Origin of the sequence: Mycobacterium asiaticum DSM 44297 (genome assembly GCF_000613245.1) — a bacterium.
GTDB classification, from domain to species: Bacteria; Actinomycetota; Actinomycetes; order Mycobacteriales; family Mycobacteriaceae; genus Mycobacterium; species Mycobacterium asiaticum.
The window spans coordinates 222,923-245,359 of the sequence record NZ_HG964937.1; the positions used below are offsets into that span (position 1 = coordinate 222,923).

Annotated in this window: 21 protein-coding genes and 2 pseudogenes; 11 read left to right on the forward strand and 12 right to left on the reverse strand. The window is 66.5% G+C overall.

Annotated elements, in window-relative coordinates; all coding sequences use genetic code 11:
• Positions 1-15 precede the first annotated feature (15 nt).
• Positions 16-1,256 (forward strand): annotated as a pseudogene (locus tag BN972_RS11540) (alpha/beta hydrolase).
• Here BN972_RS11540 and BN972_RS11545 read toward each other — a convergent pair.
• Genes BN972_RS11545 through BN972_RS11560 form a run of 4 tightly spaced genes read right to left on the reverse strand, consistent with a single transcriptional unit; the run spans position 1,246 to position 6,623 of the window.
• Positions 1,246-2,919: an ABC transporter family substrate-binding protein gene (locus tag BN972_RS11545; protein ID WP_051545380.1), complete on the reverse strand. Its 1,674-nt coding sequence runs from the start codon at positions 2,917-2,919 to the stop codon at positions 1,246-1,248. The pseudogene BN972_RS11540 and the gene BN972_RS11545 sit on opposite strands and share 11 nt — an antisense overlap.
• The gene (locus BN972_RS11550) at positions 2,912-4,747 is read right to left on the reverse strand and encodes a dipeptide ABC transporter ATP-binding protein (RefSeq protein WP_036357761.1); all 1,836 of its coding nucleotides are present in this window, start codon (positions 4,745-4,747) and stop codon (positions 2,912-2,914) included. Before BN972_RS11550 ends, BN972_RS11545 begins: the two co-directional genes overlap by 8 nt.
• Positions 4,744-5,649, reverse strand: coding sequence for an ABC transporter permease (locus BN972_RS11555; protein WP_036357764.1), 906 nt, complete (start codon positions 5,647-5,649; stop codon positions 4,744-4,746). The genes BN972_RS11550 and BN972_RS11555 overlap by 4 nt, the downstream gene beginning before the upstream one ends.
• Positions 5,646-6,623 carry an ABC transporter permease gene (locus tag BN972_RS11560; RefSeq protein ID WP_036357767.1) on the reverse strand — a complete coding sequence of 326 codons (978 nt, stop codon included), beginning with the start codon at positions 6,621-6,623 and terminating at the stop codon, positions 5,646-5,648. Before BN972_RS11560 ends, BN972_RS11555 begins: the two co-directional genes overlap by 4 nt.
• A gap of 166 nt (positions 6,624-6,789) precedes the next feature.
• Between BN972_RS11560 and BN972_RS11565 the strand changes: the two genes are divergently transcribed.
• Entirely contained in the window at positions 6,790-7,281 is a 492-nt protein-coding gene (locus tag BN972_RS11565; RefSeq protein WP_036360676.1) for a beta-class carbonic anhydrase, read from the forward strand.
• A gap of 74 nt (positions 7,282-7,355) precedes the next feature.
• Here BN972_RS11565 and BN972_RS11570 read toward each other — a convergent pair whose 3' ends face one another.
• The gene (locus BN972_RS11570; protein WP_036357770.1) at positions 7,356-7,772 is read right to left on the reverse strand and encodes a PaaI family thioesterase; all 417 of its coding nucleotides are present in this window, start codon (positions 7,770-7,772) and stop codon (positions 7,356-7,358) included.
• Positions 7,773-7,891: 119 nt separating this feature from the next.
• Between BN972_RS11570 and cysD the strand changes: the two are divergent.
• The 3 genes and pseudogenes from cysD (at position 7,892) to BN972_RS11585 (ending at position 11,211) form a co-directional block, all read left to right on the forward strand.
• A pseudogene (gene cysD, locus BN972_RS11575) lies at positions 7,892-8,859 on the forward strand (sulfate adenylyltransferase subunit CysD).
• A complete protein-coding gene (gene cysC, locus BN972_RS11580; protein ID WP_036357772.1) occupies positions 8,859-10,712 on the forward strand; it encodes an adenylyl-sulfate kinase in 1,854 nt (617 codons plus the stop codon). Before cysD ends, cysC begins: the two are co-directional and overlap by 1 nt.
• A gap of 22 nt (positions 10,713-10,734) precedes the next feature.
• Positions 10,735-11,211 carry an Rrf2 family transcriptional regulator gene (locus BN972_RS11585; protein WP_036357774.1) on the forward strand — a complete coding sequence of 159 codons (477 nt, stop codon included), beginning with the start codon at positions 10,735-10,737 and terminating at the stop codon, positions 11,209-11,211.
• Here BN972_RS11585 and BN972_RS11590 read toward each other — a convergent pair.
• Both BN972_RS11590 and BN972_RS11595 read right to left on the reverse strand, forming a co-directional pair.
• Complete coding sequence (locus BN972_RS11590) at positions 11,208-11,597, reverse strand: VOC family protein (protein ID WP_036357777.1); 390 nt, start codon at positions 11,595-11,597, stop codon at positions 11,208-11,210. The genes BN972_RS11585 and BN972_RS11590 overlap by 4 nt on opposite strands.
• A gap of 16 nt (positions 11,598-11,613) precedes the next feature.
• Entirely contained in the window at positions 11,614-12,027 is a 414-nt protein-coding gene (locus BN972_RS11595; RefSeq protein WP_036357780.1) for a VOC family protein, read from the reverse strand.
• 38 nt (positions 12,028-12,065) lie between these two features.
• On the opposite strand from BN972_RS11595, the gene BN972_RS11600 reads away from it, so the two are divergent.
• Positions 12,066-12,944 (forward strand): LLM class flavin-dependent oxidoreductase, encoded by an 879-nt coding sequence (locus BN972_RS11600; protein ID WP_036357783.1) that lies wholly within the window; start codon positions 12,066-12,068, stop codon positions 12,942-12,944.
• Between the two features lies 1 nt (position 12,945).
• On the opposite strand, the gene BN972_RS11605 is transcribed toward BN972_RS11600, so the two are convergent.
• A complete protein-coding gene (locus BN972_RS11605) occupies positions 12,946-14,664 on the reverse strand; it encodes an NAD-binding protein (protein ID WP_036360679.1) in 1,719 nt (572 codons plus the stop codon).
• Positions 14,665-14,787: 123 nt separating this feature from the next.
• On the opposite strand from BN972_RS11605, the gene BN972_RS11610 reads away from it, so the two are divergent.
• The 3 genes from BN972_RS11610 (at position 14,788) to BN972_RS11620 (ending at position 17,684) form a co-directional block, all read left to right on the forward strand.
• Entirely contained in the window at positions 14,788-15,336 is a 549-nt protein-coding gene (locus BN972_RS11610) for an NUDIX domain-containing protein (protein WP_036357786.1), read from the forward strand.
• Positions 15,337-15,431: 95 nt separating this feature from the next.
• Positions 15,432-17,129 (forward strand): alpha/beta hydrolase domain-containing protein, encoded by a 1,698-nt coding sequence (locus BN972_RS11615; RefSeq protein ID WP_036357789.1) that lies wholly within the window; start codon positions 15,432-15,434, stop codon positions 17,127-17,129.
• Positions 17,130-17,192: 63 nt separating this feature from the next.
• The gene (locus tag BN972_RS11620) at positions 17,193-17,684 is read left to right on the forward strand and encodes an Rv2253 family sensor-like surface protein (RefSeq protein ID WP_200869725.1); all 492 of its coding nucleotides are present in this window, start codon (positions 17,193-17,195) and stop codon (positions 17,682-17,684) included.
• 79 nt (positions 17,685-17,763) lie between these two features.
• On the opposite strand, the gene BN972_RS11625 is transcribed toward BN972_RS11620, so the two are convergent.
• Positions 17,764-18,099: a DUF732 domain-containing protein gene (locus tag BN972_RS11625; protein ID WP_036357791.1), complete on the reverse strand. Its 336-nt coding sequence runs from the start codon at positions 18,097-18,099 to the stop codon at positions 17,764-17,766.
• Positions 18,100-18,218: 119 nt separating this feature from the next.
• Between BN972_RS11625 and BN972_RS11630 the strand changes: the two genes are divergently transcribed.
• Positions 18,219-19,004, forward strand: coding sequence for an alpha/beta hydrolase (locus tag BN972_RS11630; RefSeq protein WP_036357795.1), 786 nt, complete (start codon positions 18,219-18,221; stop codon positions 19,002-19,004).
• Here the strand turns inward: BN972_RS11630 and BN972_RS11635 are convergent.
• Positions 19,001-19,681: a thioesterase II family protein gene (locus tag BN972_RS11635; RefSeq protein ID WP_036360683.1), complete on the reverse strand. Its 681-nt coding sequence runs from the start codon at positions 19,679-19,681 to the stop codon at positions 19,001-19,003. The two genes, BN972_RS11630 and BN972_RS11635, sit on opposite strands and share 4 nt — an antisense overlap.
• Before the next feature lie 107 nt (positions 19,682-19,788).
• On the opposite strand from BN972_RS11635, the gene BN972_RS11640 reads away from it, so the two are divergent.
• Positions 19,789-20,763, forward strand: coding sequence for a 2-hydroxyacid dehydrogenase (locus BN972_RS11640; protein WP_036360685.1), 975 nt, complete (start codon positions 19,789-19,791; stop codon positions 20,761-20,763).
• On the opposite strand, the gene BN972_RS27710 is transcribed toward BN972_RS11640, so the two are convergent.
• Positions 20,764-21,273, reverse strand: coding sequence for a hypothetical protein (locus BN972_RS27710; protein ID WP_051545383.1), 510 nt, complete (start codon positions 21,271-21,273; stop codon positions 20,764-20,766).
• A 3-nt stretch (positions 21,274-21,276) separates the two neighbouring features.
• Positions 21,277-22,437, reverse strand: a 1,161-nt coding sequence (locus tag BN972_RS11650) for a hypothetical protein (RefSeq protein ID WP_200869726.1), incomplete at its 5' end; no start/stop codon positions are given.

The following is a 22,437-nucleotide window of genomic DNA, read 5'->3' on the forward strand; positions in this document are numbered from 1 at the left end:
GAGGGGGCGCTGACGATGACGATGAACGCCAAACGGCGCCGGGTACACAACAAGTTGGCAAAGCTGCCCGGGGTGCGTCCGGTGCGCCGACCGGTCTCGCCGGGCAGCGACGAGCAGTTCGATCTCTACTACGTGCGCACTGGTCACAAGTCGGCGCATCCGCTGGTGGTCATACCGGGCGGGCCGGGCGTCGCGTCCATGCGGCTTTACCAGGCGTTTCGCCGGCGCGCCGCCGCCGCAGGACTCGACGTGATCATGATCGAACACCGCGGGGTGGGGATGTCGCGGCACGACGATTCCGGCGCCGACCTGCCCCGCAGGCGCTGACCATCGAGCAGGTGGTCGACGACGTGGCCGCGGTGCTGGACGACGCCCAGGTGGACTCCGCCGTCATCTTCGGCTCGTCCTACGGCAGCTACATCGCGGCCGGGGTAGGCGTCCGGCATCCCGGCCGGGTCCACGCGATGATCCTGGATTCGCCGGTGCTCTCACATCACGACATCGCCTCGGTCCGCGATGCGTTGCGTCGCGTGCTGCTGGACGGGGACACGCCGGAGACCAGGAAGTTGGCGCCGAAGATACGCCGGCTGGTGGATAACGGGGTGATGACGCCGACGGCCGGGCAGATCGCTGCCACAATTTATGGCTACGGCGGGGTCGCCATGCTCGAGCACCAGATCAACCTGCTGCTCACCGGGCGAAAGATGCTGTGGCGGGCGATCGTTCGGGTGACCACCATGGGTGTGAGCCGTAAGGCGCCGTACCGGTATGAACCCGACCTGGTCAATCGCATCGCGCTCCGCGAACTCGATTACGCCGCCGAGCCCGATGAGCTGCCGCTCGATCCCGCGGTAGCGATGGCCGAAACCATGGACACCACAGTGTCTTTCGAGGCCGAACCATTTGATCTGGTGGCCGAGATGCCCCGGTTCGGTTGGCCCACGGTGGTGATCGCCGGGGGACGCGACCTCGTCACACCAATGGCCGTTGCCGAACGCGTGGCGACCCTGCTGCCCAACGCGATCCTGCTGCGACTCCCCACCATGGGGCACGCCGCGTTGGACTTCCGTGAACCCGCGGCCCTGGCCATCGCGGCCGCCGTCTGCCGGGGCGACTTCAACGGGCTGGCCCGGCGGGCGGACGAGCTCGACGCGCTGCCGCCGCGCCTGCCGATGCGGTTGTTATGGAAGGCGATCGACGTGGCGGCCACCGTCGAGGCGGCGGTGCCCGTACGCCGCCGCCGGGTCAGCGCATGAACCCGATCGCCGTGTAATCGAGGTCGGCCAACCCGCGCGCGCCGAAGTTGGCCAGATCACTGCGGACCGCGACCGTGCCCTGGGACTGGATCAGCGGCAGGCTGAACCCTTCGGCCCAAATCAGCCGGTCCACCTCGTTGGCCAGCGCGAGGGCTTTGGCGGGATCGAGCTCGGCCAGTGTGCGCTCGATGGCGGCATCGATCTGTGGGCTACCGATCTTGCCGAAATTGCTGTCCCCGTCAGACGCGTAGATCTGGGTGAGCCCGGACAATGGGAACGCGTCACCCTGCCAGCCGAACAGCGCGATATCGAATGCACCCACGTTGACGTAGTTGCTGAAAAACCCACTGCCAGAACGAGCTTGGAGTTCCAGCTTGACCCCGATCTGCGCGAGGCTGTGCTGGGCCACCTGGGTGAACACTTTGGCGTTCGGCGATTCGTAGAACAGTAACCGAACCACCAATTGCTGCCCGTTCTTCTCCCGGAACTCGCCGTTGCGTTTCCAGCCCAGTGCATCGAGGTCGCGGTTCGCCTGCTGGGGGTCATAGGGCAGGCTGTTGTCCTGATATCCGGCCTGCCCGGCCACGAACACGTGATTGTCCAGCGGTACCGGCGAACTGGTGAGGCCGTGCAGCGCGACTTCGGCGATCGTTCTTCGGTCGATCCCCTTGCACACCGCCAACCGCACCGCAGGATCGGCCAGGATTGATCCCTTTGCGCCGTTCATGGTGAAGTGCGTCCAGCTCGGCCCCGGCGCCCGGCGAATCGAGATGCCCTTGGTGCGTTCGGCGATGATCAGCTGGTCGAGTGAGCCGACGCCCGTGGCGTCGATCGTGTTGTTCTGCAGCGCGGGCAAGGACGCAGCGGGGTCGAGCACCAGGTAGGTAATTGTATTCAGTCGCGGCGTCCGGCCCCACCAACGTGGATTGCGGGTTAGCGTGATTCGCTGTTTGGCCCGGTCCAGGTTGGACACGATGAACGGGCCGGCGGACAGACCGGGTCTGTCGAGCCAGCCCGTATTGAAGGCTTCGGCGGTCGCGGTCACACTAGCCGGCAGCAGCATGCCGTTCCCGGCGAACATGCCCCGCCACTCCGCGTACGGCTTGGCGAAGGTCATGATGGCCTGTCGGTCGTCGACACCGCGAGTCACCGAGGCGACGCGCTCGGCGCCTCCGGTGGAGGCGATCTCGAACGCTTTGTCCGCGCCGCTGATCGCATGTATCTGACTGGCGATGTCGCGCCAGGTGATCGGGGTGCCGTCGGACCAGACCGCTTTGGGATTGATCGTGTAGGTGATCACCTGCGGATCTGTTCCGGTGAGTTCGACGCTGGTGAAGTAATCGGTGTTGACCGTCGTCGAACCGTCCGCCGCGATGGTGAACGCGTTGGGCATCGTGGCCTTGAGCATCCCGGCGGTTTCGGCGCTGTTGCCGTCGATGTGCAGAATATTGAAGTTGGCCGGGAACTCGCTGAGTGCCAGCCTCAGGTCGCCGCCCTCGCGCAGCGTGGCCGGATCCTGCGGGTTGATGTCGCTACTGGTGCCCAAAACCGCGCTTCCGCTGACCGACGGCGTCGTCGGGATATCGGTCGAGCAACCGGACAAAGCCACCACCGTGCTGAGCGTCACCGCCAGCGTCTTCCACCACCGGCCGCGGTCAGGCATGGCCCGGCTCCGGTTGCGGGACAGCCGCCAAAAGGCGGCGCGTGTACTCGTGCTGGGGATTGGCGAACACCTCCTGGCTGTCGCCCTGCTCGACCACCGTGCCGCGATACATCACCACCACTTGGTGAGCGAGATGCTTGACCACCGAAAGATCGTGTGACACAAACAGATACGACAAGCTGAACCGGTCCTGCAGGTCGAGCAGCAGGTTGATGATCCCGGCCTGGATCGAGACATCCAGTGCGGACACCGGCTCGTCGAGGGCCAGTATCTTGGGCTGCAAGGCCAGCGCGCGAGCGATGCCGATGCGCTGCTTCTGGCCGCCGGAGAACTCGGCGGGGTAGCGGTTGGCGTCGGCGCGGCCCAGTCCTACGATGCCCAGCAACTCGGCCACCCGGGCGTTGGTGTCGCCCTTGCTGAACCCGTTGGCCCGCAACGGTTCGGCCAGTAGTTCAAAGACCGGCAGCCGCGGGTCCAGCGAGGCCACCGGGTCCTGAAATACCACCTGGATATTGCGCCGCAACGCCCGCCGGCCTGCGGTGTTCAGCGTCGACACGTCCGCACCCAGCACCTCAATCGAGCCCGATTGCGGCGCAACAAGTTCCAGAATCTGGTGCAAGGTGGTCGACTTGCCCGAACCGGATTCGCCGACGATGCCTACCGTCTGGCCTTGCAGCAGATCGAAGCTGATGCCGTCGACGGCCCGGACCTCCCCGACCCTGCGGCGCAGTACCACGCCCTTGGTCAGCGGGTAGGTCTTGACCAGATCGCGCACGCGCACGACGATCGTCGCGCCGTCGGGTTGAGCACCGCCGCGATCGACGTTCACGCCGTAGATGTCGGCGGCGCTGCGCCCGACGACCTGGTCGGTACGGATGCACGCGGCCCGGTGACCGGCGCCCACCTCGATCAACTCCGGTTCGGCGGCGACACATTCGTCAATGGCCAGCGGACAGCGCGGCGCGAACGGGCAGCCCGGGTCCAGGCCGCCCAGCGACGGGGGAGCGCCGGGTATCGGCACCAGCCGAGTCCCCTGCGCGGCGTCGAGGCGCGGCACCGAGCCCAAAAGCCCGATCGTGTAGGGCATTTGGCGATCCCGGTACAGGTCGTTCACGCCAGCCGATTCCACGACCCGCCCGGCATACATCACCAGCGCCCGGTCAGCGAACTCGGCGACCACACCCAGGTCGTGGGTGATGATCAGGACGCCGGCGCCGGTGACGTCGCGCGCCTTCTTGAGTACTTCCAGGATCTGCGCCTGCACCGTGACATCCAGGGCGGTGGTTGGTTCGTCACAGATCAACAGGTCGGGATCGTTGGCGATGGCGATGGCGATCACCACACGTTGCCGTTCACCCCCGGAGAGCTCGTGCGGAAACGCTCGCGCGCGTTGTCGCGGTTGCGAGATGCCCACCAACTCAAGCAATTCCACCGCGCGCTGCTGCGCCGCCTTCTTGCCGACCTCGGGCTGGTGCACCCGGATCGCCTCGGCGAGCTGGTCGCCGACGGTGTAAACCGGGGTCAGCGCGGACATCGGGTCCTGGAAGACGGTGCCTATCGACTTGCCGCGGAACCGCGACATGGCGTCGTCGGCCAGCCCCAATAGTTCGGTGCCCTGCAGGCGCACCGAACCGCCCACCTGGGCGTAGTCGGGCAGCAGGCCGACCACTGCCATTGCCGCGGCCGACTTCCCTGAGCCCGATTCGCCGACCATGGCCACGACTTCACCCGGGTTGACGTGATAACTGATGCCCCGCACCGCGGTGACCGGGGCGCCGTCGGTCGGGAAGGTGACGGCCAGGTCGGTCACCTCCAGCAATGGGCTCATTCGCCACCCCGCCGCAGGGTGCTCGCGCCGGGATCCAATGCGTCGCGCAAGCCGTCACCGGTCAGGTTGGCGCACACCAGGATCAGCACCAGCACCCCGGCCGGCACCAGGAATACCCACGGGAACGTGGTCGCCGACTGGGTGCCGTCGGCGATCAGGGTGCCCAGGGATACGTCCGGCGGCTGGACCCCGAAACCCAGGAAGCTCAAGCCTGTTTCGGCGAGAATCGCGAACGCGACGTTCAGCGCCGCATCGATGATCAGGATGGACGCCACGTTGGGCAGCACGTGCCCGGTAATGATTCGGCGGCTGGAGACGCCCATATACCGTGCGGCGCGGATGAATTCGCGCTCGCGCAGGCTCATGGTCAGACCGCGCACCATTCGTGAGCTGACCATCCAGCCGAAACCGGCCAGCAGCAGGACCAGCATGAAGATGTTGGCCGAGTTCTTGGTACGCGGGGAGACAATCGCGATCAGGATGAAGCTGGGGATCACCAGCATCAGGTCGACCAGCCACATCAGCGCCCCGTCGCGCCAGTCCGCGAAATAGCCCGCGATCGATCCGACGGTCGCGGCGATTCCGGTGGAGATCACCGCGACGCAGACGCCGATCAGCATCGACTTCTGCATCCCCCGCAACGTCTGGGCCAGCAGGTCCTGGCCCAGGGCGTTGGTTCCCAACCAATGGCGGGTGTTGGGCGGTTGCAGCAGCGCACTGAAATCCAGGTCTTGGTAGGAGTACGGCAGCAACCCGGGCAGCGTGTAGCAGCCAATGAAGAGCAGTATCAGCACCAGCAGCGCGCCCACCGCCGACCGGTTGCGCAGGAACCGCCGCAGCACCAGAGTGCGGCGCGAAGTGAAGGTCGCCTCGGTCTCCTCGATCTGCTGGACCGTGGTCATGAGACGCGCACCCGAGGGTCCAGTGCCGCGTAGAAGATGTCGGAGAGCAGACCGGCCAGCAATACGACGGTGCCGGAGAACAGTGCGATGGCCGCAACGATGTTGGTGTCCTGGGTGGCGATGCCCCGGATCGCCCATTCACCCATGCCGTGCCAGCCGAAGATCTTCTCGACGAACACCGCCCCGGCCACCAGTCCGGCCACGCTGTAGGCGAATAGCGTGGCCATCGGAATCAGTGCGGTGCGCAGTCCGTGCTTGACCAATGCGCGGCGGCGGGTCAATCCCTTGGCGCGTGCGGTGCGAATGAAATCCTGGCCGAGCACGTCGAGCATCGCGTTGCGCTGGTAGCGGCTGTAACCCGCGGCCGCACCCAATGCCAACGTGAGCGATGGCAGCACCAGGTGTTTCAGCCGGTCACCCAATGCGGCCCAGGTTCCGTCGGCTACACCCGGTGATGTCTCCCCGGTGTAGTCGAAAAGCTGGATACCCAACGCCCAGTTGATCCGTAGCGCTCCCATGATCAGCAGGTTGGCGATCACGAAAGTCGGCGTGCTGATCACCAGCAACGCGAACATCGTGACGGCGCGGTCGCTGAGTCGGTACTGCCGAATCGCGCCCCAAGCGCCCAGCGCCACGCCCAGTAACGTCCCGACGACCGATCCAATGACGAGCAGCCGCAAGCTCACTCCGATCCGGCGGCCCAGTTCGGTGGCCACGGGTTGGCCGGTGATGGTCTTGCCGAAATCGCCTTGTACGGCGTGCGAAACCCAGTTCACGTAGCGGATCGGGATTGGCCGGTCGAGACCCAGGTCGTGAGCCTTGGCATCGATGACGGCCTGTGGCGGGCGCGGGCTGCGCTGCATCAAGCTGTCCAACGGCCGGAACGCGAAGGAGGTGAGGCAATAGGTCAGAAAAGTGGCCAGTGCGAGCAGCACGATGTACTTGAGCAAGCGGCGCGCGAGAAATCGCGTCATGTCCGACTCCCGTGCCGCATTGGGACAGGGTAGCGCTCGGAGCTATTGCGATCCCGCTGATCCGCACCCGTGTAATTCGCCTATCACCTTGTTAAAATCCACGTCGCTTCTGGCTGGTATGCCCGGCCGCTGGCAGATCCGGTCCTGCGAACTGAGGGAGACCTGCGTGACGGTTACCGATGACTACCTGGCCAACAACGCCACTTACGCGAGTGACTTCAAGGGGCCATTGCCGCTGCCGCCGAGCAAACACATCGCAGTGCTTGCGTGCATGGACGCCCGCATCGACGTCTATCGCGTGCTGGGCATCAAGGAGGGCGAGTCGCACGTCATCCGCAACGCCGGAGGAGTCGTCACCGACGATGCGATCCGGTCGTTGGCGATCAGCCAGCGGTTGCTGGGCACCCAAGAGATCATCCTGATCCACCACACCGACTGCGGCATGCTGACGTTCACCGACGACGAGTTCAAGCGCAGCATCCAGGAGGAGACCGGGGTCAAGCCGCCGTGGGCGGCCGAGGCTTTCCCGGATCTGGCCGAGGACGTCCGGCAGTCGTTGCGGCGCATCGAGAACAGCCCGTTCGTCACCAAGCACACCTCGTTGCGTGGGTTCATCTTCGACGTTGCCACCGGCAAGCTCGAAGAGGTCACCCTGTAGCGCGAGAAGACGCGAAAGCTCCCGACACGCCGAGCGTGCGGGAGCTTTCGCGTCTTCTCGCGGAGGGACAGGACCTATCCGACCTTGTAAGTTGCGAGGGCCTTGGCAAGCAACTGCCCGTCCGGGTCGACGATGTCGGCCTCGCAGTTGACCAGCGACCGCCCGCGGCGCAGAGCCCGGCCCACCCCGATCACATCGGTGGCCCGTGCCGGCGCCAGGAAGTCCAGCGTCATTGACACCGTCACGCCGCGTAACGACGGCGGGGCCTCGCGACCGGACCAGGCCGCCGCCATCACCGCGAGATCGGCGAGGGTGGCGATCGCCCCGCCGTGCACCATGTCGGCCATGGTGGTGTTCGTTGGATCCCACGGCAGCCGCAGCCTGACCTCGTCGTCACCGAGATATTCGGCGACGATGCCCAGTTTGGTGACGAAAGGCGACTGAGGCAGGAACGCCGCGATGACGTCGCGCCCGCTAGCAGGAGTGTTCATCGGTACATGCTTGCGCACGTCCGGTCAGCACCGGAAGTGGTCACCCCCCCGCGTCTGCTCGCGAGACCCCGTTGACAGCCCGGCCCTGGGCTGGTTCTATATCTGCAATAACAGTTAATATGGTCAATCCAGCCAACTTTACCGAGAAATGATGCCGATGAGCACTGATCTCAAAGCCGGCCCGGCGGCCGGCCAGTATGAACTGAGCCACCTGCGCTCGTTGGAGGCCGAAGCGATCCACATCATCCGGGAGGTGGCCGCCGAGTTCGAGCGGCCAGTGCTGCTGTTCTCCGGCGGCAAGGACTCGATCGTGATGCTGCATCTGGCGCTCAAGGCCTTTCGTCCCGGGCGGTTGCCGTTCCCGGTGATGCACGTCGACACGGGGCACAACTTCGACGAGGTGTTGGCGACGCGGGACGAACTGGTCGCCGAGGCGGGGGTGCGGCTGGTGGTGGCATCGGTGCAGGACGACATCGACGCCGGACGGGTGGTCGAGACGATCCCGTCCCGCAACCCGCTGCAGACGGTGACGCTGTTGCGCGCCATCGGCGAGCACAAGTTCGATGCGGCGTTCGGTGGGGCCCGGCGTGACGAGGAGAAGGCACGGGCCAAGGAGCGGGTGTTCAGCTTCCGCGACGAGTTCGGCCAGTGGGAGCCCAAGGCGCAGCGCCCCGAACTGTGGAACCTCTACAACGGCCGCCATCACAAGGGTGAGCACATCCGAGTGTTCCCACTGTCCAACTGGACCGAGTTTGACATCTGGTCCTACATCGGCGCCGAGAAGGTCAAGCTGCCGTCGATCTATTTTGCGCACCGGCGCAAGGTTTTTCGGCGCGATGGGATGCTGCTCGCGGTACACCGCTACCTGCAGCCGCGCGCCGACGAGCCGGTGTTCGAGGCCTCGGTACGGTTCCGCACCGTCGGCGACGTGACCTGCACCGGTTGTGTGGAATCCGAGGCGGCAACGGTGTCGGAGGTCATCGCCGAGACCGCCGTGTCCCGGTTGACCGAGCGGGGCGCGACCCGCGCGGACGACCGGATCTCCGAGGCCGGCATGGAAGACCGGAAACGGCAGGGGTACTTCTGATGGCTGGACCTTCGACGTTGTTACGCCTCGCTACGGCCGGGTCGGTCGACGACGGAAAATCCACCCTCATCGGACGGCTGCTTTACGACTCCAAGGCCGTGATGGAAGACCAGTGGGCATCGGTAGAGAAGACCTCGCGGGAACGGGGTCACGACTACACCGACCTCGCGCTGGTCACCGACGGGCTGCGCGCCGAACGCGAGCAGGGCATCACCATCGATGTCGCCTACCGCTATTTCGCCACGCCCAAACGCAAATTCATCATCGCCGACACCCCCGGCCACATCCAGTACACCCGCAACATGGTGACCGGGGCGTCGACCGCGCAACTGGTAATCGTGCTTGTCGACGCGCGGCACGGCCTGCTGGAGCAGTCACGCCGGCATGCGTTCCTGGCCTCGCTACTGGGCATCCAGCACATCGTGCTGGCCGTCAACAAGATGGACCTGATCGATTGGGACCAGGCGAAATTCGAGGCGATCCGCGACGAGTTCCACGCGTTCGCTGCGCGCCTGGATGTGCAGGACGTCGCCACCATACCGATGTCGGCGCTGCATGGCGACAACGTGGTGACCAAGTCGGACAAGACGCCCTGGTACGAGGGGCCGGCGCTGCTTTCCCACCTGGAAGAAGTGTTCATCGCCGGTGACCGCAACCTGGTCGACGTACGATTCCCGGTCCAGTACGTCATCCGCCCGCATACCCATGAGCATCAGGACCATCGCAGCTACGCCGGCACTGTCGCCAGCGGCGTGATGCGCCCCGGTGACGAGGTGGTGGTGCTGCCGATCGGCAAGACCACCCGGATCACCAGTATCGACGGCACCAACGGGCCGGTGGCCGAAGCGTTTCCGCCGATGGCGGTATCGCTCAGTCTGGCCGACGACATCGACATCTCGCGCGGTGACATGATCGCGCGGACCAACAATCAGCCCCGGGTCACCCAACATTTCGACGCCACGGTGTGCTGGATGTCGGACGCGTCGGCGCTCGAGCCCGGCCGCGACTATGTCATCAAGCACACCACACGCACCACGCGGGCCAGGGTGACGGCGCTGGACTACCGGCTCGACGTCAACACGCTGCACCGCGACAAAACGGCAACGGCGTTGAAGCTCAACGAGCTTGGCCGGATCACGCTGCGCACGCAGGTGCCCTTGCTGCTTGACGAGTACTCCCGCAACTCCAGCACAGGCTCGTTCATCCTCATCGACCCGGACACCAACGGAACGGTGGCCGCGGGGATGGTGCTGCGGGATGTGGCGGCCCAGAAGGCAAGTCCCAATACCGTCCGGCACAAGTCACTGGTCACCGCCGCGGATCGGGCTATTCAGGGCAGGACGGTGTGGCTTACCGGGCTCTCGGGCGCGGGCAAGTCTTCGGTGGCCATGCTGGTCGAGCAGAAGTTGCTCGAAAAGGGTATTCCCGCTTACGTTCTCGACGGGGACAACCTGCGGCACGGCCTCAACGCCGACCTGGGCTTCTCCATGGCCGACCGGGCCGAGAACCTGCGCCGCCTGGCGCATGTGGCGACGCTGTTGGCCGATTCGGGTCAGATCGTGCTGGTGCCTGCGATCAGCCCGCTGGCCGAGCACCGGGAGTTGGCGCGAAAGGTCCACGACGACGCCGGATTCGAGTTCTTCGAGGTGTTCTGCGATACCCCGCTGGTCGAGTGTGAGCGGCGCGATCCGAAGGGCCTGTACGCCAAGGCCCGGGCCGGGGAGATCACACATTTCACCGGGATCGACAGCCCGTACCAGCGGCCGAAGAACCCCGATCTGCGGCTCACCGCCGACCGGACTCTCGAGGAGCAGGCGCAGAGCGTGATCGACATGCTCGAGGTGCGCGCCTAGCGGGCTGGCAGAATCGGTCAGCATGCGGATGTCGGCCAAAGCGGAATACGCTGTGCGCGCGATGGTCCAGCTTGCGACGGTGCCCAGCGGCACGCTTGTCAAGACCGACGACTTGGCCCAGGCCCAGGGGATTCCGCCGCAGTTTCTGGTCGACATTCTGACCAACCTGCGCACCGATCGGTTGGTCCGCAGCCACCGGGGTCGCGAAGGCGGGTACGAACTCGCGCGTCCCGGCACCGAGATCAGCATCGCTGACGTGCTGCGCTGCATCGACGGGCCGCTGGCCAGCGTCCGCGATATCGGGCTCGGTGACCTGCCGTATTCCGGGCCCACCGTCGCGCTCACCGACGTGTGGCGGGCGTTGCGCGCCAGCATGCGCTCAGTGCTGGAAGAGACCACCATCGCCGACGTCGCCGCCAACAGTCTGCCCGAACACGTCGCGCAGATGGCCGACGATTACCGCGACCAGGAAAGCAAGCGGCACGGGTCGACGCGCTAGCTGCCCGAGCCGTAGGGCCGGGTGAGGATCTCCATGGCGTGCCCGGCCGGATCCCGGAAGTACACGCCCCGGCCGCCGTCCCGCGTGTTGATCTGGCCGGGGCGGCTGGCCCCGGGGTCGGCCCAGTGCGGCAGGCCGCGCGCGCTGATCTTGCCGTAGATCGCGTCGAACTCGTCCTCGGACACCAGAAACGCGTAGTGCTGCGGCCGGATCTCGTCGGGTTCGGCGACGTCGGCGTAGTCCAGCGATGCCCCGTGGTCTAACGCGACGACCATGAACGGGCCGAACGGGGTGGGGCTGGGCAGGCCGAACAGTTCGGTGAGGAACTCCGCGGACTCCCGTTTGTCGCGGGCCGCGACGATGGTGTGGTTGAAGCTGATGGACATGGTGCTTACCAGTCTGCTACTTCGGCGCCGTTAGCTCCAATGCGATGTTGTCCGGGTCGCGAAACTCCAGAATGTAGGACGGCCCGATGTCCTTGATCGGCCCGTGGGCGATCCCCAGTTCATCGAGATGAGTTGCCGCAGCATCTAATTCGTCCTTGCTGGCCACGCGGAACGCGAGGTGGTCCAGGCCGACGCGGTTCTCGTCGAAGCGGTCGGTGGCCACCGGGCGCAGGCCCAATAGTCCACCGCCCATGTCATAGATGACCCCACCGAACAGGAACCCCAGCCGATTGCGCAGCTTCTCGTCGGCGTTCTCGGGAATCTCGATCAGCACCGGCCAGTCGAAGACGCTTTCGTAGAACTGGCGGGACCGTTCGATATCGGTGACGGTCAGCCGTACGTGCGCGAAGGACGTGCTCGTTAGGGCCATCCGGCCATGCTGCCAGAATCGTGGGCGTGCAGATAGGTATGACCATGCCGGTGATGGAGCCCGACCTCGACGCGACGCTGCTCAAGACTTGGGCCGAGGCGATCGACGAGGGGCCGTTCTCGTCGCTGTGCTGGGGCGAACGCATTGCCTTCGACAATCCGGACAGCCTGACGCTGCTCGGCGCGCTGTCGGCGTGGACCGACCGCGTGCGGCTGGTGACGACGGTGATCGTGCCGCAGTTGCACGACCCGGTCATGCTGGCCAAGGCGCTGGCCACCGGCGACCTGCTCAGCGCCGGCCGGTTGACCGTCGGCATCGGGGTGGGCGGCAGGCACGAGGACTACAACTCCGTCGGCGCCGACCCCAAGACGCAGACCATGCGCGCCATGGCCGAGCGCGTCGCCGTCATGAAACGAGTCTGGGCCGGGGAGAAGACCACCGATTCGGTGCGGCCGGTCGGACCGCCGCCGGTGCAGGCCGGCGGGCCGCGGCTGCTCGTCGGCACCATCGGGCCCAAAACCGTGCGCAGCGCTGCCAACTGGGCCGACGGCATGGCGGGAACCACCCTGAACCTGGACGTCGTCCAGCAGAACGAACTGTTCGACGTGGCCCGCGTGGCCTGGAAAGAGGCAGGCAAGCCCGCACCCCACCTGGCCACCTCGTTCTGGTTCGCGTTCGGTGCGCCCGACGAAGCCCGCGAGCAGGTTCACCGGCACCTGCGCCGCTACATGAACTGGATCCCCGCCGAATACGTCGACGCGATGGCGCCGACCACGGGGTGGGCGGGCAGCGAGGACGAGCTGCTGGCGGTGCTGCGCAGGTTCGCCGACATCGGCACCGACGAAGTGCACCTGATTCCCACCAGCTCGGACATCGGGCAGCTCCGGCGCGCCGCCGACGTCGCCGCCGCCCTCTAACTCAGCCGGCTGCCGCGTCGGCGTTCGCCGGTTGTTCCCACGCCTCGCCCTTGCGCAGCGTGGCCAGCAGCTCGCGATACGGACCGACCAGGTAGACGGTGTCGCCGCCCAGCAGTTGGGCATCGCGGCGCGGGTGCAGGGTGACCGGCGCGTCGGGTCGGGTGATCGCGATGACGCGGGTCTGGGTGGACAGGTCGCGCATCGGGACACCGTCCAGCTCGCTGCCCGGCGCGACGTGCATCCCGCCGATCATGAACGAGCGCTGCCCCACCGAAAACGTCCCCAGCACTTGCAGGCCCATCGCCGCGCCGATGAACCACGGGGCCGCCAAATCCACGGTCGAGCGCACATTGTCGAAGCCGAACCGCTGCGCCACCGCCGCACCCAGTGAGCGGTCATACACCCGCAGTACCAGCGGGATGTCGGATCGGCTGCCGGGCGGCAGAAAGCGCGATCCGAGCATCTCGCGCAGCACGATCCCGGTTTCGATGTTGACCATGTCGTCCTGAGTCAGCACGGCCACCGCACGCGCCTCCTCGATGCAGGCCGAGTCCAGGGTCTGGCGCAGCGTTGCATCCCCGAAGATCACCGGCACGTCAAGTTCGGCCACCGAAGACAGGAAGCGGTTGTTCTCGTCGCGTTCGATGATGGCCACGTCGCAGCCCGCCGCCGTCAGGTCAGCGACGACCCGAATGCCGAACGAACCAAGCCCCACCACGACGACGTGGTTGCGCAGGGACCGCACCTTGCGCGGGCCGGACGAGATCAGCAGCCGCCGGGTGATCATCAGCTCGGCGAGGAACGCGACGAGAATGGCGGTGCTGATGACGCCGGCGAACATCAGCAGGATGCTGAACAGCCGCAGCCAGGTCGGCTGGTTGATGAAGCTGAAGTCGCCGTAGCCGACGGTGGCGACGGTCTCGGTGCTGAAGTACAGCGCATCGATCCAGGTCATGCCCGGCGGCAGCCGGTAGGAGTAACGAAGCAGCACCGTCGACCCGAGCAAAAGGAACAGCAACGCGACCACCGCCCGATAAAACATTGGGTTGACGTCGTTGCGCAGCGCACGCGCCCCGTCGGCGATCCGGGTGAGCCGGGAGCGGCGGGACCGGGTGGTCGTCGCCTCGCGGATCTTGATGTCGCGGGCGGCCAGTTCGTCCGCGCTGCCGATCATCGCCGTCCAGTCCCCGGGGTACACCCGGTGATCCCGGCCCGGGCAGGCGACCACGTCACCCGGATCGGGGGAGTTGTTGCCACCGATCACCGCGACCGGCGCCAGGTCGCCGTAGAGGTCGCGCAGGGTCGCCTCCCGCGTCACCTCCGCACCCGAGACGACGAACTCCAGACCGGCCGCCTCGAACGGGTGCGCCGTCTGCGCCAGGCACGCTTCGACGACCGAGGGGGCGGCCAGGTCGGCGACGTCGAGAATGGCCCCGGGGCCGTTATCGGCCGTCACCGCTTCCCGCAACACGTCGTTGGCCAGTCGTGCCACCACCCGCACCCGGGCGTTGGCTTTCCTTGCCAGTAAAGCGATTTCGAGATTCCGCGCGTCGTCGTCGCCGGCACAGACCACCGCGTCGGCCTGCTCGAGATCAACCCCGGCCAGGCTGTGACCGGTCAGCAGAACGACGTTGGCGCCGACTTCGTTGAGTTCGTCGATGATCGTTGTCGCCAGCGCGTCTTCGCCGCTGACGATGATGTGGCGCACCACGTCCCGCATAAACACCCACTTACCGGTTAGCGCCAGCAAAACGCGCGTCTGCGCGAGATGATATGGCGGTGGGCGGGGAATCGACAGCCTGGGCAACATGATTGTCACTTGAGCAGGACGAATACTGGTCGGATGTCCTTCATCGAAACCGTCGCCTCCCGCGAGATTTACCGCAACCCGTGGATGGTGTTGCGCGAAGACCAAATCCGCCGTCCCGACGGCACCCCCGGCATTTATGCGGTGGTGGACAAGCCGACGTATGCGCTCGTGATTCCCTATGACATTCCCTACGACGGGGGCCGGTTTCGGTTGGTCGAGCAGTATCGGTATCCCGTCGGCGCGCGCCGGTGGGAGTTTCCGCAGGGCACCGCGCCGGACCTAGCGGCCCAGGAGCCCGTCGCGCTCGCCGAGCGCGAGTTGCGCGAGGAGACCGGTCTGCGCGCGACGTCGTTCGAGAAGCTGGGACTGCTGGACGTCGCCCCGGGGATGAGCAGCCAGCGCGGGTGGGTGTTCCTGGCCACCGGGATCTCGGCGGGGCGGGTCGAGCGGGAGCACGAAGAGCAGGACATGCGCAGCGCCTGGTTCCCCCGTGCGGAGGTCGAACAGATGATGCGGGACGGCGTGATCGCCGACGCGCAGTCGATCGCCGCCTACGCGCTGTTCCTGCTGCGTGGGCTGTAAATCCCGCCTCCAAGGATTCGTCAAGAATGCGCCAAGGCCCCTGCCGGAAAGTCATCTGCAACAGCCCGAGATGACGACCGACGAGGGGGATCGAGATGTCAGTCGAGTCAGTGCACGTGCACAACGTCTACCCGCACACCGACAGCCGCTACGAGAACGTGGAAGCGACCGTCACGTTTGCCGTGGACCCCGAAGCGCTGGCCAACGAGCGCATCGTCGACCTCAAGCTCGCGACCCGCGACGAGGACGGCCTCGTCCGCTACACCGCCGACCTGCGCCTCCTTCGCCCGGTGAGCGGCGGCAACGGCAAGCTGCTGTTCGTCGTGCCCAACCGTGGCGTCCCCACCAACGCGCCCTGGCTGAAGGGCGGCTTCCTGCTGAACCGCGGCTGGACCATCGCCTCCTGCGGCTGGCAGTGGGACGTGCAGCGCGGTCCGGCCATCCTGGGCCTGACGGCACCCCAGGCCGACGTGGCCCCCGGCTTTACGCGGCTGGAGTGGCGCTCGGACGTCGTCCGGGAAGACCACGCCCTGAGCTTCTCCGCGCCCGAGGTCGAGTCCATCCCCGGCGCTGACGTGCTGTTCAAGTTCACCGACTACCCCACCATCGACGTCGACGACCCGGAAGCGGTGCTGACCGTGCGCACGGCCCCCAACGCCGAGCCGGTGATCGTTCCCCGCGACACGTGGCGGTTCACCGACGAGACGCACGTTGCGCTGGACGGCGGATTCCAGCCGTTCCACTTTTACGAGCTGGTGTACCGCACCGCGCTGGCCCCGGTCGCCGGCTGCGGCCTGCTGGCCATCCGCGATATCGTTTCGCACCTTCGCGCCGACGGCATTGCGCACACCTTCGCCTACGGGGTCTCCCAGGCCGGCCGGTTGTTGCGCCAGTTCCTGTCCGACGGGCTCAACGTCGACGAGGCCGGGATGCAGGTCTTCGACGGCGTGTTCAGTGACTTCGCCAGCGCCAATCGGGGCGAGTTCAACCAGCGGTACGCCCAGCCCTCGACCCCCGGCGGCCACGGCGCGGCCGGCCCGATCGGCAACGATGACCTGTTCGCACTGCAGCGCCAGCTTGGCGGTGTCCCGAAGACGATCTTCACCAACAGCGCTACCGAGTACTGGCAGGGCGACGGCGCGCTGGTGCACGTCGACCCGGACACCGGCGCCGACCTGCCCGAGGACGACGACGTCCGCACCTACCTGCTGGCCGGCACCGACCACTTCGGCAGCAGCAAGATCAAGGACGCGCTGCCCGCCGCCAACCCGGTGCACCACCTCGACGTCACTCCGGTCACCCGCGCGCTGCTCGTCGCGCTGGACAACTGGGTGTCGGACGGCATCGAGCCGCCGGCCAGCCGGGTCCCGCGGGCCAGTGACGGCACCGCCGTGGCCCGTAAGGATGTGTTGTCCCGCTTCGGTTACGCAAATACCCCGGCCCCGGCCTGGTTGCCCTCGGCAAGCGAGATCGACCTGGTGTCGGCCGTCGATGCGGACGGCAACGAGGTGGCCGGCATCCGGTTGCCCGCCGTCGCCGCACCGCTGGCCACCTACACCGGCTGGAACGCCAGGCAGTACGTCGCGGACCTGCCGGAGGTGCTCTACGAGCGGATCGGCAGCAAGCTGCCCTTCCCGCCCGGACGGCCGTCGGTCTCCGAGCGGTACCCAACCAGCGGTGACTACGCCGCCGCGGTCCGCACGGCCGCCGAAGGGCTTGTGGCGCAGCGTTTCCTGCTCACCGATGAGATCGATTCGGTCGTGAAGAAGGCTGTCGCCGAGTACCCGGCCTGAGTTAAGCGGGATCGTGTCCCGGCCGGTATCTGGTTGCGTCATCCGTCCAGCAGCATTGGCACGATGCACCGGGGATTCGCATTGCTTGCCGCCATGGCGGTACTGGGCGTCCCGGCGCACCCGGCCGGCGCCGCGACGCCGTCCTGGAGCGGCAAGTATTCACTGGTGCGGTACGCGGCGCAGAAGACCGGCACCAGCGTCGCGGCCACCCAATCCGAAGCCACATTCAGCGCCGACTACGTCTTTTCGACGGTGTGCTCGGCCTCATCGTGCGTCGCCACCGCCAACAACGGGCCCACGCCCAAGAACCCGACGATTGTCGTGCCGTCGCACTACACCTGGGACGGCACCCGCTGGGTCGAACGCTTCGACTTCCAGTGGGACTGTTACATGGGCGAAGGGGTTGCCAAGGCGTGGGCGCCGGCGAAGTCCTGGGCGTTCTACACGCCGCAGCCTGACGGGTCGCTGCGCGGCACCTGGCACACCGATATCTACGGCGGCCCGTGCCAGGGCAGTGTCGAGATGCCGGTGGCGGCATTTCGGGCGGGAGCCTGAATGGGGCGCCGCAACGCCAAAACCGGGCCCAAGCAACCCAGTTGAGGGTGCTTGAGCCCGGTGGCTCGGTTGGGATACGTCAGGTGGTGGTGACGTACTGGGGGCAGTACGCGCTCGCGGCGTCGACGGCGAAGGTCTTGGCGCCGCTGGCGCTCAGCCCGGTCCGCTCGGCCACGCCGCTGTAGACCTGGGCCGATGATTGGCCCGCGTCGAGAGCGGCGCAGACGGCGTGAGCCTCGCTGATCGCGCGCGCGTTGCTGGGCGGGGTGATCCCGTCGGCCTTGATCTGGGCGATGAACGCGTCGTCGACGGTGCCCGCGCCCGCGGTGCCGGCCAGGCCGAGGGCGGCGAACCCGAGGGCGGCGGCGGTCACAGCGGTTCCGGCCAAGGAAGTGGTGAAGCGGTGAGTGAACATTGTTGTCTCCGTGTGGTGATTGGTGGTGGTGGACGCTGGTTGCGTAACCAAAGTTTCGGGGCGGAGACTTTAGGAATCCTCTATGGATTCTTGATGCCGGTTCGCAAAGAATGAGCCGCATGCTCGAAGTCATCGACAAAGGCCGCTGCACCGACGAACACCCTGATCCGCTGTTGTTCGTGCACGGCGCCTGGCACGCGGCGTGGTGCTGGGACGAGCATTTTCTCGAGTTCTTTGCGGCCAGGGGTTACCGGGCCGTGGCAATGAGCCTGCGCGGGCATGGCGGCAGCCCCGGCCGAAATCGATTGCGCTGGACGCGAATCAGGGACTATGCGGACGATGTCGCGGAGGTCGCGGCGCAGCTGCCGACCGACCCGGTGCTGGTGGCTCACTCGATGGGTGGCTTCGTCGCCCAGCATCACCTACAGCGGCACCGCGCCCCGGCGGCCATCCTCGTCACACCCATTCAACCCACCGGTGTGTTGCGGCTGACCACGAGCATTGCCCGTCGTCACCCGCGCGACTTCGCCAGGTGCAACACCGAACTCCGGCTGGAACCACTGGTAAGGACGCCGGCCCTGGCGCGTGACCTGTTCTTCTCCGCGACAATGCCTGCGGCGCAAGTGAACTCATATCACCGGCGGTTGCAGGACGAGTCCTACCGGGCATTTCTCGATATGCTCGCATTGGACCTGGTGCGGACCAAGCGGGTCAGTCGCGTCCCGATGCTGGTGCTGGGCGCCGAGTTGGACACCATCGTCACCGAGCGCGAGATTCAGCGCACCGCAACGGCTTACGGTGCCGAGGCGAAGGTGTTTCCGGGTATGGCCCACGACCTGATGCTGGAGCCGGGGTGGGAGTCTGTGGCCGAGACGATCGATGACTGGCTCAGCCGCGGCCGTTAGGCCGCCACCAGCGGTGACATCAGTGGCCGCAGCGTCTCGAACAAGCTCTTGCGGTCACGCAGATAGAAGTGACCGCCGCGGAGCATCTGCACCGAGAAGTCCGCCTTGGTCCGCGAACGCCATTGCTGCAGGTCGGCTTCGCTCACAATCGGGTCCTCGCTGCCACCGAAAACATGGATGGGGCAGGGCAACTCGCCGGTGCCGGCTTCCTCGTCGGTCATCAGCAGTTCCAGGTCGTGGCGGGTGATCGTGACGGCTTGCTCGCGCAGCGTGGGCCAGCGGGTCAATCCGGCCGGCATCAAACCCATTTCGGACAGGAAGGCCGCGAGTTGGTTGTCGTCGAGTTCCTTGACCACATGCAGTGGTGGCTGAAGGTGCGGTGGGGCATAGGCAGAGACGAACACCGCCCGCGGGAGTTCGGAGCCGGCAGCGGCGCGGACGCAAGCCAGCCGGTAGGCCACCAGCGCGCCGAAGCTGTGGCCGAAGAACATGTGCGGTTCGTCCAACAGTGCGCCCAATTGGTCGTTGATTTCGTCGACGAGGTCGCGCAGGGTGGCGAACCGCGAACGGTTGGGAATCTCGACGGGGACTACCTCAATGGCCGGGTCCAGCGCCTTGCGCCAGGCGTTGAACGCCAACCCGCCACCCCCGGCGTGGTGAAAGCAGAACAACCGCATGATGACCGCCCCTTCGTTCGATCGGCTGGTGAAATCACCATCCCGCGGGGCGCTCCACGGATTCTTGGCGGATTCTTGGAGGAATCTTGCAGCGCCGAACAAGGATGATGGCAACCGTGACGGTGAAGAAGATCCACGAGGCACTACGCATCGGCCCGTTCGAGCGCACCTTCGAAGCCGAACTCGCGGCCCGCTACGAGATTCCCCGGTTGCCCAACGGCGCGCAGCGTGCCGAGTTCCTGACGCGGCACGCTGCTGATATCCGGGTGATCTTGACGTCGGGCGGACCCGGCGCGGACGCCGACACCATCGCGGCGTTGCCGAACCTGCAGGCAATCGTGAACAACGGCGCCGGGGTGGACAACATCGACCTCGACGCGGCCCAGCGCCGGGGTATCGGTGTCAGCAACACGCCGGACGTGCTGACCGACACCGTCGCCGACACCGCGATCGGCCTGATCCTGATGACCCTGCGCCGGTTCGGCGCCGCCGACCGCTATGTGCGGGCCGGCCGATGGGCCGGCGAAGGCCCGTTCCCCTACGCTCGCGACGTCACCGGCCTGCGGGTCGGAATCCTGGGCCTGGGCCGCATCGGTTCGGCGATCGCCGCCAGGCTCCTCGGATTCAATTGCGCCATTGCGTACCACAACCGGCACCGGGTCGACGGATCTGCGTACCGGTACGCGGCGTCGCCGGTCGAGTTGGCCGCGTCGGTCGATGTGCTGGTCGTCGCCACCACCGGTGACAGCCAGGCCCGCAATCTCGTCGACCGCGCCGTCCTGGAGGCGTTGGGGACCGACGGTTATCTGGTCAACATCGCGCGCGGCAGCGTCGTCGATCAGGACGCCCTGGTCGAGTTGCTCGTCGGCGGCGGACTGGGTGGAGCCGGGCTGGACGTCTTCGCCGAAGAACCGCATGTGCCTGAAGAACTGTTCGGGTTGGACAACGTGGTGCTGCTCCCGCACGTGGGTAGCGCCACCGCGCGGACCCGTCGGGCGATGGCGCTGCTGGCGATCCGCAACCTGGACAGCTACCTGCGCACCGGTGAGCTGGTCACGCCCGTGCTGGCGATGCGCCGCTGATCAATGCGGCGGGAGCCGTCGTTGCAGTTCGGCGGTGATGTCGAGTTGGCGTTGCACCGCGGCGAGGTCCGCCTCCAGCGCGCTCGTGTCGGGCTTGGTTGCGGCGGTGGCATAACGCGCGACCGCCGCCTCGATGCACTGCACCGTTGCGGCGATGGTCTTCAGCAGCTCGCCCTTGTGCACACTCGAGAGCTGCGCGACCGCCACCAAATGATCGTCGAGATCCAGCGCGGTCTGTTCGAGATCGGCGCGCAGCACGATGGTCGTGCCGTTGTCGAAGGAATCCGCCGCGCGCAGCGCGGTCATCGCATCCCGCAATCGGCGGTGTAGCCGGGCCTCCGGCTCGTGCGAGACGGCCCATGACCGCGGCGCGCGCGTGGGACGGCCCGGCATCACCTGATTGTCGCGACTGAGCGCCCGCTGCTGGGAGCGCCCAACCATCGCCACGATGGCGACCGTCAGCCCCAGGATCACGACGAGGGCCAGGATCACCACGGCGGCGATTTCCATCGGCTACTTCCTGTGGATGTTGCGGGACGGCGACCTACTCGAATGATGCCCGTGCGAGTGCAGATAACTCCAGATCGCGATCGCCAGTATCACGATCAGGACCGCGCAGATGACCGCGATCGCCACCTTGACTTTGCTCCATGGCCGGTCGCCGGCCACTTCGCCGGTGAGACCGTTGATGCACACCTGGAACGGCCGGCCGCTGTAGAGCACGGTCAGCAGCCAGATTGGCAGCAGAATGTGCTTGAAGCCCAGGTAATTCCAGGTGGTGCGGAGCCGGTGGACCCGCTGACGGTCACCGCCGATGTCCGACCGCACCGTCCGTTCGACGGCCTGCTCCATCTCCTGCTTGGCCTCGGGCAGCGCCTGCTCGGCGTCCTTGTCGTAGGTGCGGCAGAGGTGGCCGGCGACGAATTCGGGCGAGAACGCCCTGGCCTGTTCGACCGGCCACGGCTCGAGCGACTTGATGCGTTTGCGATTGAGGTTCTCGCCCTCGTTCGCCAGCACCGGCAGGTCGGCGAAGGTGTTGCGCACCTGCCCCGAGACGCGGTACCACCGTGTCTGGGTCTCGTAGATGGCGTTGCCGTCGTTGTCGGTGCCGACGCGGACCCGGTGGTCCTCGCCGCGTTCACCCTCGTATTGGGTATCGGTGTCGGCGTCGTAGGTGAAGTACGCGGTGTACAGGCTCGAGAAGGCTCCGATTTCGCGGTACTTCTTGAAGTCGTTGGGCGCGAACCAGCGTTTGGTCACCCACTTCTCGATCAGTGAGCGGGCCTGCTTCTCGTCGACGCGAAACGGCACCACCCCGTCGACCGGCAACCGGGCCGGAGCGTTGTGCACGTCATCGCGCTGAATGGGTGTCGCGCAGTAGGGGCACTTGGTGGCCGTCAGGCTACCCGTGAATTCCGTTGTGCCGCCGCAGTTCTGGCATGCGACCTCGCGCATCCCGTTGATGCTTGGTGCGTCGTGGCGCCTTTGCACCTCCCTGAGTTGCTGCATAGCGCTGTGGAGTTCGCGCGATCTGACCGGGGTGTTCGGCGCGGTGACGTCGTAGTAGTTGCCGCAGTTCGGGCAGCGCAGTTTCTGGCTGCTGATGTCGAAGTTGAGCTGTCCCCCGCAGGATGCGCACGGGTAGGTGCGGGTGCGTTCGGTGCTGTGGAACAT

What these genes read in the sequence shown, in the direction of transcription:
- BN972_RS11545 (WP_051545380.1), bottom strand. Translation starts at nt 2,919, where the DNA reads ATGCCTGACCGCGGCCGGTGGTGGAAGACGCTGGCGGTGACGCTCAGC.
- BN972_RS11550 (WP_036357761.1), bottom strand. Translation starts at nt 4,747, where the DNA reads ATGAGCCCATTGCTGGAGGTGACCGACCTGGCCGTCACCTTCCCGACC.
- BN972_RS11555 (WP_036357764.1), bottom strand. Translation starts at nt 5,649, where the DNA reads ATGACCACGGTCCAGCAGATCGAGGAGACCGAGGCGACCTTCACTTCG.
- BN972_RS11560 (WP_036357767.1), bottom strand. Translation starts at nt 6,623, where the DNA reads ATGACGCGATTTCTCGCGCGCCGCTTGCTCAAGTACATCGTGCTGCTC.
- BN972_RS11570 (WP_036357770.1), bottom strand. Translation starts at nt 7,772, where the DNA reads ATGAACACTCCTGCTAGCGGGCGCGACGTCATCGCGGCGTTCCTGCCT.
- cysC (WP_036357772.1), top strand. Translation starts at nt 8,859, where the DNA reads ATGGCTGGACCTTCGACGTTGTTACGCCTCGCTACGGCCGGGTCGGTC.
- BN972_RS11585 (WP_036357774.1), top strand. Translation starts at nt 10,735, where the DNA reads ATGCGGATGTCGGCCAAAGCGGAATACGCTGTGCGCGCGATGGTCCAG.
- BN972_RS11590 (WP_036357777.1), bottom strand. Translation starts at nt 11,597, where the DNA reads ATGTCCATCAGCTTCAACCACACCATCGTCGCGGCCCGCGACAAACGG.
- BN972_RS11595 (WP_036357780.1), bottom strand. Translation starts at nt 12,027, where the DNA reads ATGGCCCTAACGAGCACGTCCTTCGCGCACGTACGGCTGACCGTCACC.
- BN972_RS11600 (WP_036357783.1), top strand. Translation starts at nt 12,066, where the DNA reads ATGACCATGCCGGTGATGGAGCCCGACCTCGACGCGACGCTGCTCAAG.
- BN972_RS11605 (WP_036360679.1), bottom strand. Translation starts at nt 14,664, where the DNA reads ATGCGGGACGTGGTGCGCCACATCATCGTCAGCGGCGAAGACGCGCTG.
- BN972_RS11610 (WP_036357786.1), top strand. Translation starts at nt 14,788, where the DNA reads ATGTCCTTCATCGAAACCGTCGCCTCCCGCGAGATTTACCGCAACCCG.
- BN972_RS11615 (WP_036357789.1), top strand. Translation starts at nt 15,432, where the DNA reads ATGTCAGTCGAGTCAGTGCACGTGCACAACGTCTACCCGCACACCGAC.
- BN972_RS11620 (WP_200869725.1), top strand. Translation starts at nt 17,193, where the DNA reads ATGCACCGGGGATTCGCATTGCTTGCCGCCATGGCGGTACTGGGCGTC.
- BN972_RS11625 (WP_036357791.1), bottom strand. Translation starts at nt 18,099, where the DNA reads ATGTTCACTCACCGCTTCACCACTTCCTTGGCCGGAACCGCTGTGACC.
- BN972_RS11630 (WP_036357795.1), top strand. Translation starts at nt 18,219, where the DNA reads ATGCTCGAAGTCATCGACAAAGGCCGCTGCACCGACGAACACCCTGAT.
- BN972_RS11635 (WP_036360683.1), bottom strand. Translation starts at nt 19,681, where the DNA reads ATGCGGTTGTTCTGCTTTCACCACGCCGGGGGTGGCGGGTTGGCGTTC.
- BN972_RS11640 (WP_036360685.1), top strand. Translation starts at nt 19,789, where the DNA reads ATGGCAACCGTGACGGTGAAGAAGATCCACGAGGCACTACGCATCGGC.
- BN972_RS27710 (WP_051545383.1), bottom strand. Translation starts at nt 21,273, where the DNA reads ATGGAAATCGCCGCCGTGGTGATCCTGGCCCTCGTCGTGATCCTGGGG.